Raw genomic sequence first — 13948 nt, 5'->3', positions numbered from 1 at the left:
CGCCCGCGCCCCGGTGAGGGGTGTCGGGTTGAGTGGGGGTCAGGGCGCCCCCACCCCCGGCATCACCCGCACTTCCAGCGCCGAGGGATAGTCGGGGCTGCGATAAACCCGCTCCCGCGCGGCCTTGAAGTCCTCCGGCTTGGCGTTGGGGATGTCGACGAAGGTCTGGGGGTTGCGGTCGGTCAGGGGGAACCAGCTGCTCTGGATCTGCACCATGATGCGGTGGCCGCGGCGGAAGGTGTGGTTGATGTCGGCCAGGGCGTAGCGGATGGGCGTCACCTGATCCGGCACCATGGGTTCCGGCTTCTCGAAGCTGTTGCGGAACTTGCCCCGCAGCGGGTCGCCGCGCACCAGTTGCTGGTAGCCGCCCATCTCCACCGAGGGCGGCGGCACGTCCGCCTTGGGGTCGCCCGGCCCCTCGCCGCTGGGCTGGCCGGGCGGCAGCTCCTGGGGATAGACGTCGATGAGCTTCACCACCCAGTCGCTGTCGGTGCCCGAGGTGGAGACGAACAGCTTGGGCGACACCGGACCGACGATGGTCACATCGTTCTCCAGCGGGGCGGTCTGGTAGACCAGCACATCCGGCCGCGTGGTGGCGAAGCGTTGGTCGGCCACCATGTACTCCTTGGGCACGTCGGTGGTGACATAGCCGACATAGGGCACCGGGTGGGCCGGGTCGCTGACATATTCGTCGAACTTGGTGCCGTTCTTCGCCTGGGCCGGCGCCGTCCAGGCCAGTCCACCGCCGGGCTGCAGGTACAGCGTGCGCGTCTGCGCCTGCTTCGGCGGCCAGGAGGCGTACTGGCGCCAGACGTTGGTGCCGGTTTCGAACACCGTGGCCTTGGACAGCTTGGCGTCGGGCGCGCCCTTCAGGTGCTGCTCGAAGAAGGGGAAAAGGATGTTCTTGCGATAATAATCGCCGGTGTCGGACGCGAAGTCGACCGCGCCCAGCTTGCGGCCGTAGGACCGGGCCCAGCCGCCATGCACCCAGGGGCCGATCACCAGGCTGTTGGGCGTGCCGGGGTTCTGCGCCTCGATGGCGTTGTAGGTGGTGAAGGGGCCGTGCAAATCCTCCGCGTCGAACCAGCCGCCCACGGTCAGCACGGCGGCCTTGATGTTCTTCAGGTGCGGGGCGATGGCGCGCGGCTTCCAATAGTCGTCATAGGTGGGGTGGTCCACCATCTCGCGCCAGTTGATCCCGTCCTCCTTGCTGAACAGGTCGCTGATCTGCGCCAGGCTGCCCTTTTTCAGGTAGAAGTCATAGCCGTCGGTGGTGCCGAAATCGTAATCTCCCCACCCGCGCGGCTCCGTCGTAGGGTTCTTCTGCGGCTTGAAGGCGGCGTAGAAGCTGAAGTTGGCGGCCAGCATGTAGGCGCCGCCGTGATAGGCGTCATCCCCCATGTACAGGTCGGTCACCGGCGCCTGGGGGGAGGCGGCCTTGATGGCCGGGTGGCTGTCGATGATGCTGGATGATGTAAAGAACCCCGGGTAGCTGATGCCCCAGATGCCGACCTTGCCGTTGTTGCCCGGCACGTTCTTCAGCAGCCAGTCCACGCTGTCGTGCATGTCGCTGCTGTCGTCCGTATCGGTCTTGGACTTCTTCACGTCGATGTGCGGGCGCATCTCCACCCAACTGGCGCCGGACATATAGCGGCCGCGCACATCCTGGAAGACGAAGATGTAGCCGGACTTGTCGAAGTCCGGCGACGGGCCCAGTTGCTTGGGGTAGGCCTCGCTGCCGTACCACAGCTCCCCATGACCGACCCGCGCGCCGGCGCCGTAGGGCGTGCGCACCATCAGGAAGGGATAGGTCCTGGACTGGTCCTTGGGCACGTAGACGACGGTGAACAGCTCCACCCCGTCGCGCATGGGAATGCGATATTCGTATTTGGTGTAGTGTTCCGGCACGCTGTAGGGCTTGTCCTGCCCTTGTTGCGCCGCGCCCTGGGACGCCGCCTGCGCCAGCGCCACCGGCGCCGTCATCGCCCCCGTCAGCGTCACTGTCAGGCCCAGCGCCGCCACGGCGCGCCGCATGCCCTTACCCAATCCCCGATCCATGCGATCCCCATCCAGGATGGTTCGACGCCCGGCGCCCGAACCGTTGGGCACCCAAGCTAAGCCATTATGGATCCAGGTGGAAGGGCGGACTGGGAACCGGTTTCAGGGGCAGCCGTCGGTGAGAGGGGCATCCGCAATTCGGTGGCCGGACGACGTCGCTACTGCGATAGGGCTTCCTGATCCGCCGGCTGCGGATGCGATGGCATGGGCGCACTCCATAGCCTGTCTGGTCGCGGGGGCGGCTCTTTGGCGGCCGGCATGCGCGACGCCATCTTTACAAGCGCTCCGCCGCCCTCTACCAAAGCAGGCTGATCCGGCGGGCGTCCGCAGCGCCCGCCGGTGACATCCAGATTTGTTGGCCAACCCCTAGTTAGAGCGATGCAGTGCCATGCCCAAGATGACGTTCGTTGAGACCGATGGAACCCGCCGCGAGGTGGACGCGCCGCTGGGCCTGTCGATCCTGGAGGTCGCGCGTCGGCACAACATCGATCTGGAAGGCGCCTGCGAGGGCTCGCTGGCCTGCTCCACCTGCCATGTCGTCGTGGCGCCGGAATGGTATGACCTGCTGCCCGACGCCAAGGAGGATGAGGAGGACATGCTGGACCTGGCGTTCGGCCTGACCAAGACCTCGCGCCTGGGCTGCCAGATCCGTATCTCTGAAGAGCTGGACGGCCTCGTCGTCATGCTGCCGGGCGCCAAGTAAGCCGGCGCCAGCGCCGCTTTCAACCCTGATCGCCAAACGCACAGGCCGGCCTTGCGGGAATGACCGCCAGGCCGCGCTTGCGCTTTGGCGCGTCTTGGCCCATATGCGGGCCCATGAATTCCCTAGGCTTCGATAAGGCGCCGGCCGACACCCGCGTGGTGGTCGCCATGTCCGGCGGGGTGGACAGCTCGGTCACCGCGGCTCTCCTGAAGGAGGAGGGTTACGACGTGGTGGGCGTCACCCTGCAATTGTACGACCACGGCATGGCCGTGGGGCGCAAGGGTGCCTGCTGCGCCGGCCAGGACATCTACGACGCCTCCCGCGTGGCTGAGACCATCGGCATCCCCCATTACGTCCTGGACTACGAGTCCCGCTTTTCCGACGCGGTGATGCAGGACTTCGCCGACAGCTACCTGCGCGGTGAAACGCCCATCCCCTGCGTGCGCTGCAACCAGCGGGTCAAGTTCCGCGACCTGCTGGACCAGGCCCGCGACCTGGGGGCGGAGGCCTTGGCCACCGGCCATTATGTGCGCCGGGTGCAGGGCGCCAACGGGGCGGAACTGCATCGCGCCGCCGATCCGGCCAAGGACCAGAGCTATTTCCTGTTCGCCACCACCCAGGCGCAATTGGATTTCCTGCGCTTCCCCCTGGGCGGCATGCCCAAGACGGAAACCCGGGCCCTGGCCGACCGCTACAACCTGCCGGTGGCCGACAAGCCCGACAGCCAGGACATCTGCTTCGTCCCCAACGGCTCCTACGCCGCGGTGGTGAACCGCCTGCGTCCCGGCGCCGTGACGCCGGGCGACATCGTCCATGTCGATGGCCGCGTTTTGGGCCGGCATGACGGCGTCATCAACTACACCGTCGGCCAGCGCAAGGGCTTGGGCTTGGGCGGCAATGCCACCCTGGCGGCGGAACCCGGCGGCGACACCGACCCGCTGTACGTCGTGCGTGTGGATGCCGCCAGCGCCCAGGTGGTGGTGGGCCCGCGCGCCGCGCTCGCCCGCACCCGGGTTATGGTGCGCGAGGTCAACTGGCTGGGCGACGCCGCCCCGGCCGATGGCCTGCCCGTGACGGTCAAGTTGCGCTCCGCCCAGCCGGCCCTGTCGGCCCGTCTGTTCCTGGAGGGCGAGGCGACCGCCCCCGGGGGGGGGGCTCAAGGGGGCGCTATCGTGGAGCTTGACCAGCCCCAGTTCGGCGTCGCCCCTGGCCAGGCCGCCGTCTTCTACCGGGGCGACCGCGTCCTGGGTGGCGGCTGGATCGTGGGCGCCGCCTAGCATAAGGTGGGCTTCCCAGGTTTCGAAGCGGAAGCCCCATGCATCCCGGACGCCCCAGCCGCACCGCCCTTGCCGTCGCCGGTTTGCGGGCGGCGCACCAGATCATGGACGGGCCGGTGGTTTTCGCCGATCCGGTCGCCCTACCCATCCTGGGGCCGGGTGCCGAGGCCCGCATCCGCTCGGATGAGGCGCGGCTGCACACGCCCACCGTGCGCTTCCTGCGCGCCTCCGTCGTGGCCCGCAGCCGGTTCGCCGAGGATACGCTGGCCACCGCCGTCGCCGATGGCGCGCGGCAGTACGTGGTGCTGGGCGCCGGCCTCGACACCTTCGCCTACCGCAATCCCTATCCCGATCTGCGGGTGTTCGAGGTGGATCACCCGGCGACGCAGGCGTGGAAGCGGGACATGCTGGCGGCGGCGGGCATCCTGCCACCATCCAGCGTCGCCTATGCCGGCGTGGATTTCGAGCGCGACACCTTGGCGGAGGGGCTGGCCCGCGCCGGCTTTGACCGGAATCGGCCGGCTTTTGTCGCGTGGTTGGGGGTGGCCATCTATCTCACGCGCGACGCCATCCTGGATACGCTACGCGCCATCGCCGCCCTGCCTGTCGGCAGCGGTATCGTTTTCGACTACAGCCTGCCGCCGGACACCCTGAGTGAGAAACAGCGCGCCGCTTTCCAAGCCATGGCGGACCGCGCGGCGGCGGAGGGGGAGGCGTGGCGCAGCTTCTTCATCCCAGAAACCCTGGCGGCGGATTTGAGCGCCGTCGGCTTTGGCACGGTCACGGATGTCGGGGCGGCGGAGTTGAACCCCCGGTACTTCGCCGGCCGCACCGATGGCCTGGGCCTGGGCGGCATCAGCAGGCTGGCGCATGCCGCCGTTACCAGCCCGTCACCAATCGCGCCTGGATTGTAGCAATCCGCACGCCTACACTCTCCGGTGAAACGCCGCCGGGGAATGGATGATGCGGATAGGGCTGATGGCGCTGGGCTTTTGGGGGTGGGCGCTGACGGCATCGGCGCAGGCGGCCGGTGTGCCGGTGCCGGGATGGCCGCTGCTGGAACATCATGTCATCGATCCGCTGGGCCGCGACATCACCTATTACCTGTCCGTGCCCCACGGGGCGCCCCGTCCCCTGGCGGTGATCATTCAGGGGTCCGGCTGCGCCGCGCTGTTCCATGACCGGGAGGGGGCTGCGGACGGGCGCAAGAGCACCAGCTTCTTCGCCCTGGGCGCCGCCTTGAAGGATGGCCGCTTCACCGTCCTGGCGGTGGAAAAGCCGCACGCCGGCCTGCCACCAGGGGCCAAGACATCGGGCGCCGAAGGGTGCGCCGCCGAGTTCAACCGGGACTTCACGGCCGAACGGTGGCTGGTCGCGTTGCAGGCGGCGCTGGCGGACGCGCGACGGCAGCCCGGGGTCGATCCCGCCCGCACCCTGGCCTTCGGTCATTCCGAAGGGGCGGTGATGGCCGCCCTGCTGGCGGGGCACGACGCCACCATTACCGACGTCGCGGCCTTCGGCGCCGGCGGCCCCACCCCCCTGTTCGACATCGTCGCCTTCGCCTATCTGGGCGGCGGCTGGGCCCATATCGGCCGCGATGGGCTGGATGGTCTGGCCGACCAGGTGCGGGCCATCAATGCCGACCCTGACAACGCCACCGCCTTCGTCTGGGGCCATCCCTATCGGCGGTGGAGTTCGTTCCTACGGGTGTCGGCGACGGAGGAACTGCGCCACGCCAAGGCGCGGGTCTACCTGGCGGGCGGGACGGAGGATCAGGCGACGCCGCTGCTGTCCCTGGAACTGACGGCCGCCACCCTGCTGGCCGACGGGCGGGACGTCACCTTGCGTCGCATCGCGGGCGCCGACCACAGCCTGGCGGTCACGCCCGGCGCCGCGTCGGAAACCGGGGCGGAATATGCCCGCGCGTTCGCCTGGTTCTGGCAAAAGGACGGTTCCACGCCCCCGCCTGGCCCGGCCCCGCTTAGGCCAGAGGGCAAGGGGCCCTAGCCGGTCGGTTCAATCATAAGGAGGTATCGCCAGGGATGACCCGGCGCGCGCATAGTGATCACACCACATTCGGCATGCGGAACAAGGGCTTGCCGGAAATTTTGGAGGGATGAGGGATGCGGCGTGCCGTTGTGATCGCCTGTCTGGCAACCTGGGCCTTGGCCGGCTGTTCCATGCCCAAGCCCATGTCCAACGTCTCGGCGGAGGACTTGGCGGGCACCGGCTGGGAACTACAGCATTGGGAGCAGAACAACGGCGCTGCCTATCCCCTGATGCCGGGCGGCAATGGCGGCCCCATCAGCATCCGATTCAGCCGTGACGGCGCCGCCAACATCCTGTCGGGCAGCGCCGGCTGCAACCGCTACCGTGGCGGCTACACGCTGGCCAGCGGCTATCTGCAGGTGATGCCGGCCGCCACCACCCGCATGGCCTGCCTGTCCCCGGAACGCGCCAAGCTGGAGCAGGACTATCTGGCCGTCCTGGCCAGCGCCACCACCCTGACCCGGGAGGTCGACCCCGGCCGCAACGTGGACACCCTGACCCTGGCCAGCAGCGCGGGCGACGAATTGCTGTTCGTGCGGGTGATGAACGGAGAGGCGCCAGAGCCGGCGTCCGTCGGCAACACAGTGGGCCAGTAAGCGCTATACGGGCGTCCTGAAACAACAAACCCCCGGGAGCCGTGCAGGTCTTCCCGGGGGTTCGTGTAAGCGGCCGGTGCGGGTTAGACACCGCCGGATTGGTAGCAGCGGAGGGATTTGAACCCCCGACCAAGGGATTATGATTCCCCTGCTCTACCACTGAGCTACGCTGCCATAAACCGCCGCCGGACGGGCCGGCGTTGGTGAGGGCCGTCATGTAGGACACCTGACGGGGGCCTGTCAAGGGCCTGACCAAGGCCATGGCGCATTTTTCGGCATGGGTCCGATGCGTGAACCATCGCGGCCCTTATCAGGCGCCAATCTCAGCCGCGCGGGGAGATCGGCACGGCCAAGAACAGGTGGCGGGGCTATGATACCACCGATACAGTCACCGCCGCATCCTATCCGCCCGGACGCCGTCAAACCCGCATGCTGTCCCTGATCACGGCCCCTTTCCGCCTGCTGTTCCGCCTGGTGACGTTCCTCATCCTGATGGCGATCGTGCTGGTGGTGGTCTTTCCGTACGCGGTGGACCTGCCCGGCTGGGCGCAGACCGTCATGGCGCGCCTGAGCGACGATCCCGCCAGTGGCGTGGTGATACGGGCCAGTCCCGAGGTGCAGCACGGCTTCATCGCCCGCCTGGTGCTGCATGACCTTAGCCTGGCCAATCCCGTGACGCCGGACCGCCCCTCCATCACCGCCGCCCGCGCGGTGGTGGAGGTGGACCCGCTGGCCTCGCTGACCAGCGGCCGCCTGGTGCTGCGTACCCAGGTGCTGGACCCGGTCATCTATGCCGACCGGCCCATCAATCTGCGCGGCCTGCTGGCGGGGGTGGATCGCAACCTGGGTGCCGCCGGCGTGGCCAACACCGTCAGCCTGGTGGGTGGCAGCGTCAGGCTGTCGACCAAGGGCGGGGAGACGGGCATCGACCTGGGGGCGGTGACGCTGGAGGCGGCGCCCGTCCGGTCCGATCACGCGGGCACGGGGCGCGACCCGTCCTGATCCGCCGCCCCGATGTCGTCGGGGCGATGGTGGATGTCGGCCGTGCGTGCCAGCCAGGCCAGCAGCAGCAGGCCGGGAACGCCCAGGCTGGCGCTGACGGTGAAATATAACGGCCAGGAATTGAGATGATCCGCCAGCCAGCCGGTGCCGCCCGACAGGATGTCCAGCGGCAGGGTGGCTAGGCTGGATAGAAGGGCGTATTGCGTGGCGGTGAAGCCCGCGTCGCACAGGCGGGAGAGGAAGGCGGTGAAGGCCGCGGCACTCATACCCCCGGCGAAGAACTCCAGCCCCACCACCAAGCCCAGCAGGACCACGCTGTGCGGCTGGGTCGCCAGCACGGCGTACATCAGGTTGGTGATGATCATGCAGGTGCCGCACAGGAACAATCCCCGCACTTGACCGATGCGCGCGGCCAGGGCGCCGCCGATGACGGCGCCGGCGATGGCGCAGGCCATGCTCAGCATCTTGGTGACGGCCGCGATCTCCACCTTGGTGTAGCCTTCGCTCAAATAGAAATTGGTGGCCATCACGTTCACATAGACGTCGCCCAGCTTGTAGATGGCGACGAACACCAGGATGGCCAGCCAGCCGCGTCGGGTGGCGAAGTGGGTGAAGGGCGCCACCACCGCCTCCTGCACCCAGACGTCGAAGCGCTGGTGCGGCGGCGGCGGCGGGCGCGCCGGCTCCGGCGCCAGCACCACGGCCACCATGCCGATGGCGACCAGCGCCGCCATGACGGTATAGACGGTGGACCAGGGCATCAGGGTGGAGAGGTAGAGGGCCCCGGCCCCCGCCACGATCATGCCCAGGCGATACCCCACCAGATAGGCGCTGGCCCCGGGGGCCTGTAAGGTTTCCGGCAGCAGTTCAATGCGCAACGCGTCCAGCACGATATCCTGGCTGGCCGAGGCGAAGGAGGTGGCGACCGTGGCCACCGCCAGCCAGTAGAGGTTGGCGGCAGGATCGCTGGATGCCATGGCCAGCAGGGCCAGCATCAGGGCCGCCTGCGTGGCCAGGGCCCAACCCCGCCGCTGCCCCAGCGCGCGCGTCAACACCGGCAGGGGCAGCCGGTCGATCAGGGGCGCCCACAGCGGTTTGAAGGTGAAGGGACTGCGCACCATGGCGAACAGGCCAATGGCCGTGCGGCTGACATGCACCTCCGTCAGCCAGGCCGACAGGGTGGAGAACAACAGGAAATAGGGCAGGCCGCTGGCGAATCCCAGGAACAGCACCGTCAGCACGCGGCGGTCCAGCCATTGGGTCCAGCCGGCGGTGGCCGGGCCCGTGGCGCTGGGCGGGGCGGAGGGTGCGGTCATGGGGGCGGCGCTATCTGCAAGGGCGGTTCTTGGGGGCGGCATCATCGCCTGCGGGGGCCGCCCCCGTCCAGGCTTCAGGCGTCCAGGCTTCAGGCACTTACGGACGGCGGTCTGGCGGCGACCAGACCGGCGGTGAACAGGCTGGTCACCTGCCGAGCCAAGGCCTCGGGCGCCGCCATCCCCCCCGGCATGCCGTGCAGGCGGCCGTCCACCGCCAGGCAGGCCAAGCCATGCACCAGGGACCAGGCCGCGACCACAGCGGTATCGCGCCGGTCCTCCGCGACCAGCCCGGCCACCCGGGCCGACAGGATGTCATAGCCGCTGCCGGCGGTCTTCTTGGGGCCGGGGGGCTGGGGGCCAGGGGGCTGGTGGGCAGGGGCCTTGGGTCCAGGGGCCGCGCCCGCGGACGGCGCCCCCAACATCAGGCGGAACAAGGCCGGGCGCTCACAGGCGAAGCGCACGTAGGCGACACCCTGTTCCACCAAGGCCTGGCGCGGGTCCGCCTGGGTGTCGGCTGCAGCCAGCCGGTCGCGCAGGTCCGCATATCCCTGGTCCGCCACCGCCGCCAACAGGGCGGCCTTGTCGGCGAAATGGCGATAGGGCGCCATGGCCGACACGCCGGCACCCCGTGCCGCCGCGCGCAGGCTCAGCGCCTCCACCCCGCTTTCCTCCAGCAGGGTCAGGGCGGTGCGCACCAGGGTTTCGCGCAGGTTGCCGTGATGATAGCCCGCCTTCTCTGTTGACACTGTAAACATCCTCGTTTTAGATGCCTCATGTTTACGCAGTAAACTTCATCGTGAGGGTGCCATGCAACAGCGCCGCGCCTCGGTCGACCTGTCCGCCTATCCGGACCTGGTCGTAATCTACCTGGGTTTTCATGTGAACAGCCTGCGGGGCCTTCTCGGCCTGATGCGCCTGGGCCGGGGTCTGACCCGCATCGCCCGGGACTTTCCCGAGGGCCTGCTGGCGCATGAGCAGGTCATCTACGGCCTGCGCCATATCGGCATGCGGCAATACTGGCGCGACCTGGACAGCCTGGAGCGCTTCACCCGCAGCGAACCCCACCGCACCTGGTGGCGGGACTTCCTGGCCAAGGACAGCGGTGCCGGCTTCTGGCATGAGACCTACCGGCGCCAAGGCGGGATGGAGGCCATCTACGTCAACATGCCCCGGCCCATCGGCTTTGGCGCCTTCGCTGACGCCCGCCCGCCCACGGGCCCGTTCATGAGCGCGCGCGACCGCCTGGCCACCGGCTAACCGTTCCGACGGCTGGGTCTTTATCCTTTATCCGTTTTGCGGGACTATCGTCAGCCCCCTCTTGCGGGGGGCGGCAGAAGATACGGCGTTGGACGGAGGGGCATATGGGGGCGAACGGGGCACGGCTGCTGGCGGGCGCGGCGTTGGGTTGGGCGCTGTTGGGCGGCACCGCCCTGGCGGCGGAAAAGGCACGCCCTTGGGCCATGGAACTGCACGGCGGCGCCGGCACCGTCGATCCCGCCAAGCTGACGCCAGAGGTCGCCGCCGCCTACCAGGCCGGCATGACCGCGGCGCTGGAGGCCGGCACCGCCGTGCTGAAATCCGGCGGCACGGCGGTGGACGCGGTCGAGGCCGCGGTGAAGGTGCTGGAGGATGATCCTCTGTTCAACGCCGGCCGGGGTGCCGTCTTCACCGCCGCTGGCCGCAACGAGATGGACGCCGCCATCATGGATGGCGCCACCCTGAAGGCGGGATCCGTCGCGACCGTCACCCATACCCGCCACCCCATCAGCCTGGCCCGCGCCGTCATGGAAAAGACGCCGCATGTAATGCTGGCGGGCGAGGGCGCGGACGCCTTTTCCAAGGAGGCGGGCCTGGAACAAGCCGACCCCGCCTGGTTCTTCACCGAGCGGCGCTGGCAGGCGCTGGTCAAGGAACTGACGGACAAGGGCCTGCCCGTGCCGCCGCGCCCGGCGGGCGCCCCACCGGAACCGGACAAGCACACCCTGCTGGAGTTGCGGAACTTCGAGCCGGCGGACGCCCATCGCTTCGGCACCGTGGGCGCCGTGGCCGTGGACGCCCAGGGCAACGTGGCCGCCGCCACCTCCACCGGCGGCATGACGGCCAAGCGGCCAGGCCGTATCGGCGACAGCCCCATCATCGGCGCCGGCACCTATGCCTCCAACCAGTCCTGCGCCGTTTCCGCCACCGGGTCCGGTGAGTATTTCATCCGCCTGACGGTGGCGCGCGAGATCTGCGCCCTGGTACAGTACAGACATATGAAGCTGCAGGTGGCGGTGGATGAGGTCATCCAGCACCGGCTGACGGCCCTGGGCGGCGACGGCGGCGTTATCGCCGCCGCGCCCGACGGCACGCTGGCCTGGGGCTTCAACACCAGCGGCATGTACCGCATCCGGGTGAAGCAGGGCGGCACGCCGGAATTCGGCATCTTCAAGGATGAGGGCGCCGCCAAGGCCCACCCCAAGAACGAGCCCTGACGCCATGCGCCGGTTCACTCCAAGGGGGCTGCTCGCGGCCTGCGCCGCCATTTGCCTCGCCGTGATGCCGCTGGCGGCCTGGGCGGATGAGGCGTCCCTGCTGATCCGCCCGGCCCGGGTCTGGACGGCGGAGGAGATGGCCCCCCGTGCCGGCTGGGCCGTGCTGGTGCGGGGCGATCACATCCAGGCGGTGGGGCCGGAGGCGTCGCTGGGCGCGCCGGCGGGGGTGCCGGTGCTGGACCTGCCGGACGCCACCCTGCTGCCCGGCCTGATCGACCTGCATTCCCACCTGTTCCTGCATCCCTATAACGAGGCGCCGTGGGACGATCAGGTGCTGCGCGAAAGCCTGTCCTACCGCACCTTGCGGGCGGGGCGGCAGGCGACGGTCACCCTGATGGCGGGCTTCACCACCCTGCGCGACCTGGGCACGGAGGGGGCGGGCTATGCCGACGTCGGCCTGAAGAAGGCCATCGAGGATGGCCTCGTCCCCGGCCCCCGCCTGTTCGTCGCCACCCGCGCCATCGTGGCCAGCGGCGCCTATGGCCCCTCCGTCGCCAAGTTCCGCGAGGACATGGACCTGCCCCAGGGGGCGGAGGAGGCGAGCGGGGAGGCGGCGGTTGCCGCCGCCGCCCGTGGCCAGGCGGCGCGGGGTGCCGATTGGATCAAGTTCTACGCCGATTACCGCACCGGACCGGACGGCGGTACCCGCCCCACCTTCAGCCAGGCGGAGATGGCGGCCTTGATCGCCGCCGCCCATGACACCGGCCGTCCGGTGGCGGCGCACGCCACGTCGGATGAGGGCATGCGCCGGGCCGTGCTCGCCGGCGTTGACACCATCGAGCACGGCTATGGCGGCACTGATGCCACCTTCCGGGAAATGGCCAAGCGCGGCGTCGCCTATCTGCCCACCTTGACGGCACCGGAGGCCACCAGCCGCTATTTCAAGGGCTACGTCCCCGGTCAGTCCCCGCCCACGCCGGCCATGCAGGCAGCGGAGGCCGCTTTCCGGCGGGCGCTGAAGGCGGGGGTCACCATCGGCTGCGGCAGCGACGTGGGCGTCTTCGCCCATGGCGAGAACGCGCGCGAGCTGGTGTGGATGGTGCGCTACGGCATGACCCCGGCCCAGGCGCTGACGGCCGCCACCGCCACCAACGCCCGCATCCTGGGACAGGCCGACCATTTTGGCCGCATCCACCCCGGCCTGCTGGCCGACCTGGTGGCCGTGACCGGCGATCCCACCCAGGACATCGACGCCGTGGCCAAGGTCGTCTTCGTCATGAAGGGTGGGGTGGTGGTTCGGAAGCCATGAGGGGGCTGATGGCTCAGTGGACATTACCGTCTGCAGTGGCGGACATCCTGGATCAGGTGGTGCTCGGGTTGCGGCAGGGGCGGGTGCTTCCCCGAAGTGTCGCGGCAGCGGTTGCCGCTCTATCGACCCTTCCCCCCCATCATGTGCTATCGGTGCGAGAGCATATCCGGCGTCTGCTGGGCACGGTCTCGCCGCCACACAGGCAGAAAGCGTGGCAATGGTGGTGGCGCCCTGAGGACATGCATGCCTTACTGCATGCTACCCCGCGCCTGGAATACCTGTTCTTGTTTCACCATAGCGGGTACATCCGCGAGGCGGCCCTGCGGAAAATCGAGGGTAAGGTGCCGGGTCCGCTCTGGCTGACGGCTGTGGCCTACCAGATGAATGACTGGGTCGCGGAGGTGCGGGCGGCGGCAAGGGACTGCATGGCGCGTACGGTCCCCCTAATGGATATGGCGACCGTCGCGGATACCGGCTTCTTCCTGCTGACCCGCACGCTGACATGGGGCCGGTGGCGGCTTGAACCGCAATGCGACCCGGAAAACCTGTTCCTCATGAGACCGGAAATGGCCGATGCCCTGGCCCGTCGGATATGCGGCGCCACCCATGGGCCCGCAGGCAGCGTGCTGCGCCAGGCTTTGCGTCAGCCATACATGGATGGCCATTTACCTTTCCTGGCCACGAATGCGGTTCAGCCCATCGTGCGTATGGTGGCCTTGCACACGCTGATAGAAGGGCGGGCCGCGTGGCCGGACGGCTGGCGTCGGGAAATGATCAATAAGCCGTTCAATATCTTCCGCTCGGTTCCGTTGTACGCGACCAGGCCTATCGTCCGTCCGGCGTCCAAAACCTACTATCTGGAACAAGCCGCTAGGGATCGGTCCGTGGTTGTGCGCCGCTTGGTGGCAGCGACCTTGGCCCAGGCGTTGGGTCGCGAAAAAGGGGCTGTTTGGGAAGAGTGGCGGCCGTTGCTGGCCCGCCTGAAACAGGACCCTGATCGTTCCACTCGGGAAAGCATCGCCTTTATCCAGCGCCATCTCGCGCAAGAGGGCGGTCCTCTGGTGCCGTTCCCTGAAACACTTTCTGGTGGTGAGAATTTCGACCCCGATCGCATTTCCAACCGGGGCCGCGAGGTTGACCTTTAGAAGCGGCGCTCCGCCTGTC

The 13948-nt window shown here is 68.7% G+C and carries 13 protein-coding genes and 1 tRNA gene; 10 read left to right on the top strand and 4 right to left on the bottom strand.

Going from position 1 to position 13948, the window contains the following annotated elements; genetic code table 11:
- Window positions 1-39 precede the first annotated feature (39 nt).
- Window positions 40-2058, bottom strand: a complete 2019-nt coding sequence (locus FBZ90_RS12280; protein ID WP_246130353.1) for a CocE/NonD family hydrolase — start codon at window positions 2056-2058, stop codon at window positions 40-42.
- A gap of 388 nt (window positions 2059-2446) precedes the next feature.
- Between FBZ90_RS12280 and FBZ90_RS12275 the strand changes: the two genes are divergently transcribed.
- From FBZ90_RS12275 to FBZ90_RS12255, 5 genes are all read left to right on the top strand, one after another.
- On the top strand, window positions 2447-2761 hold the full coding sequence (locus tag FBZ90_RS12275; protein ID WP_145732486.1) for a ferredoxin family 2Fe-2S iron-sulfur cluster binding protein: 315 nt from the start codon (window positions 2447-2449) through the stop codon (window positions 2759-2761).
- Window positions 2762-2874: 113 nt separating this feature from the next.
- Window positions 2875-4038, top strand: a complete 1164-nt coding sequence (gene mnmA / locus FBZ90_RS12270; protein WP_145732485.1) for a tRNA 2-thiouridine(34) synthase MnmA — start codon at window positions 2875-2877, stop codon at window positions 4036-4038.
- A gap of 38 nt (window positions 4039-4076) precedes the next feature.
- Window positions 4077-4952, top strand: a complete 876-nt coding sequence (locus FBZ90_RS12265) for a class I SAM-dependent methyltransferase (RefSeq protein WP_145732484.1) — start codon at window positions 4077-4079, stop codon at window positions 4950-4952.
- Between the two features lie 64 nt (window positions 4953-5016).
- Complete coding sequence (locus tag FBZ90_RS12260; RefSeq protein WP_145732483.1) at window positions 5017-6045, top strand: alpha/beta hydrolase family protein; 1029 nt, start codon at window positions 5017-5019, stop codon at window positions 6043-6045.
- A 116-nt stretch (window positions 6046-6161) separates the two neighbouring features.
- Window positions 6162-6683, top strand: coding sequence for an META domain-containing protein (locus tag FBZ90_RS12255; protein WP_145732481.1), 522 nt, complete (start codon window positions 6162-6164; stop codon window positions 6681-6683).
- Between the two features lie 99 nt (window positions 6684-6782).
- On the opposite strand, the gene FBZ90_RS12250 is transcribed toward FBZ90_RS12255, so the two are convergent.
- Window positions 6783-6857, bottom strand: a tRNA-Met gene (locus FBZ90_RS12250).
- Between the two features lie 255 nt (window positions 6858-7112).
- On the opposite strand from FBZ90_RS12250, the gene FBZ90_RS12245 reads away from it, so the two are divergent.
- Window positions 7113-7685 (top strand): hypothetical protein, encoded by a 573-nt coding sequence (locus FBZ90_RS12245; protein ID WP_145732479.1) that lies wholly within the window; start codon window positions 7113-7115, stop codon window positions 7683-7685.
- On the opposite strand, the gene FBZ90_RS12240 is transcribed toward FBZ90_RS12245, so the two are convergent.
- Window positions 7655-9001, bottom strand: a complete 1347-nt coding sequence (locus tag FBZ90_RS12240) for an AmpG family muropeptide MFS transporter (RefSeq protein ID WP_145732477.1) — start codon at window positions 8999-9001, stop codon at window positions 7655-7657. The two genes, FBZ90_RS12245 and FBZ90_RS12240, sit on opposite strands and share 31 nt — an antisense overlap.
- Window positions 9002-9090: 89 nt before the next feature.
- Complete coding sequence (locus tag FBZ90_RS12235) at window positions 9091-9747, bottom strand: TetR/AcrR family transcriptional regulator (RefSeq protein ID WP_211102003.1); 657 nt, start codon at window positions 9745-9747, stop codon at window positions 9091-9093.
- Window positions 9748-9808: 61 nt separating this feature from the next.
- Between FBZ90_RS12235 and FBZ90_RS12230 the strand changes: the two genes are divergently transcribed.
- The 4 genes from FBZ90_RS12230 to FBZ90_RS12215 all read left to right on the top strand — a co-directional run bounded on the left by FBZ90_RS12230 (window position 9809) and on the right by FBZ90_RS12215 (window position 13929).
- A complete protein-coding gene (locus tag FBZ90_RS12230; RefSeq protein WP_145732473.1) occupies window positions 9809-10258 on the top strand; it encodes a monooxygenase family protein in 450 nt (149 codons plus the stop codon).
- Between the two features lie 104 nt (window positions 10259-10362).
- A complete protein-coding gene (locus tag FBZ90_RS12225) occupies window positions 10363-11475 on the top strand; it encodes an isoaspartyl peptidase/L-asparaginase family protein (RefSeq protein ID WP_145732471.1) in 1113 nt (370 codons plus the stop codon).
- Between the two features lie 4 nt (window positions 11476-11479).
- Entirely contained in the window at window positions 11480-12784 is a 1305-nt protein-coding gene (locus tag FBZ90_RS12220; protein ID WP_145732469.1) for a metal-dependent hydrolase family protein, read from the top strand.
- Between the two features lie 8 nt (window positions 12785-12792).
- Entirely contained in the window at window positions 12793-13929 is a 1137-nt protein-coding gene (locus FBZ90_RS12215; protein WP_145732467.1) for a hypothetical protein, read from the top strand.
- The last annotated feature ends 19 nt before the right edge of the window (window positions 13930-13948 follow it).

It is taken from the genome of Nitrospirillum pindoramense (genome assembly GCF_007827955.1).
Taxonomy (GTDB): domain Bacteria; phylum Pseudomonadota; class Alphaproteobacteria; order Azospirillales; family Azospirillaceae; genus Nitrospirillum; species Nitrospirillum amazonense_B.
This window is presented reverse-complemented; position numbering and strand designations above follow the sequence as displayed.

What these genes read in the sequence shown, in the direction of transcription:
- FBZ90_RS12275 (WP_145732486.1), top strand. Translation starts at nt 2,447, where the DNA reads ATGCCCAAGATGACGTTCGTTGAGACCGATGGAACCCGCCGCGAGGTG.
- mnmA (WP_145732485.1), top strand. Translation starts at nt 2,875, where the DNA reads ATGAATTCCCTAGGCTTCGATAAGGCGCCGGCCGACACCCGCGTGGTG.
- FBZ90_RS12280 (WP_246130353.1), bottom strand. Translation starts at nt 2,058, where the DNA reads ATGGATCGGGGATTGGGTAAGGGCATGCGGCGCGCCGTGGCGGCGCTG.
- FBZ90_RS12215 (WP_145732467.1), top strand. Translation starts at nt 12,793, where the DNA reads ATGGCTCAGTGGACATTACCGTCTGCAGTGGCGGACATCCTGGATCAG.
- FBZ90_RS12245 (WP_145732479.1), top strand. Translation starts at nt 7,113, where the DNA reads ATGCTGTCCCTGATCACGGCCCCTTTCCGCCTGCTGTTCCGCCTGGTG.
- FBZ90_RS12225 (WP_145732471.1), top strand. Translation starts at nt 10,363, where the DNA reads ATGGGGGCGAACGGGGCACGGCTGCTGGCGGGCGCGGCGTTGGGTTGG.
- FBZ90_RS12260 (WP_145732483.1), top strand. Translation starts at nt 5,017, where the DNA reads ATGGCGCTGGGCTTTTGGGGGTGGGCGCTGACGGCATCGGCGCAGGCG.
- FBZ90_RS12230 (WP_145732473.1), top strand. Translation starts at nt 9,809, where the DNA reads ATGCAACAGCGCCGCGCCTCGGTCGACCTGTCCGCCTATCCGGACCTG.
- FBZ90_RS12240 (WP_145732477.1), bottom strand. Translation starts at nt 9,001, where the DNA reads ATGACCGCACCCTCCGCCCCGCCCAGCGCCACGGGCCCGGCCACCGCC.
- FBZ90_RS12255 (WP_145732481.1), top strand. Translation starts at nt 6,162, where the DNA reads ATGCGGCGTGCCGTTGTGATCGCCTGTCTGGCAACCTGGGCCTTGGCC.
- FBZ90_RS12220 (WP_145732469.1), top strand. Translation starts at nt 11,480, where the DNA reads ATGCGCCGGTTCACTCCAAGGGGGCTGCTCGCGGCCTGCGCCGCCATT.
- FBZ90_RS12265 (WP_145732484.1), top strand. Translation starts at nt 4,077, where the DNA reads ATGCATCCCGGACGCCCCAGCCGCACCGCCCTTGCCGTCGCCGGTTTG.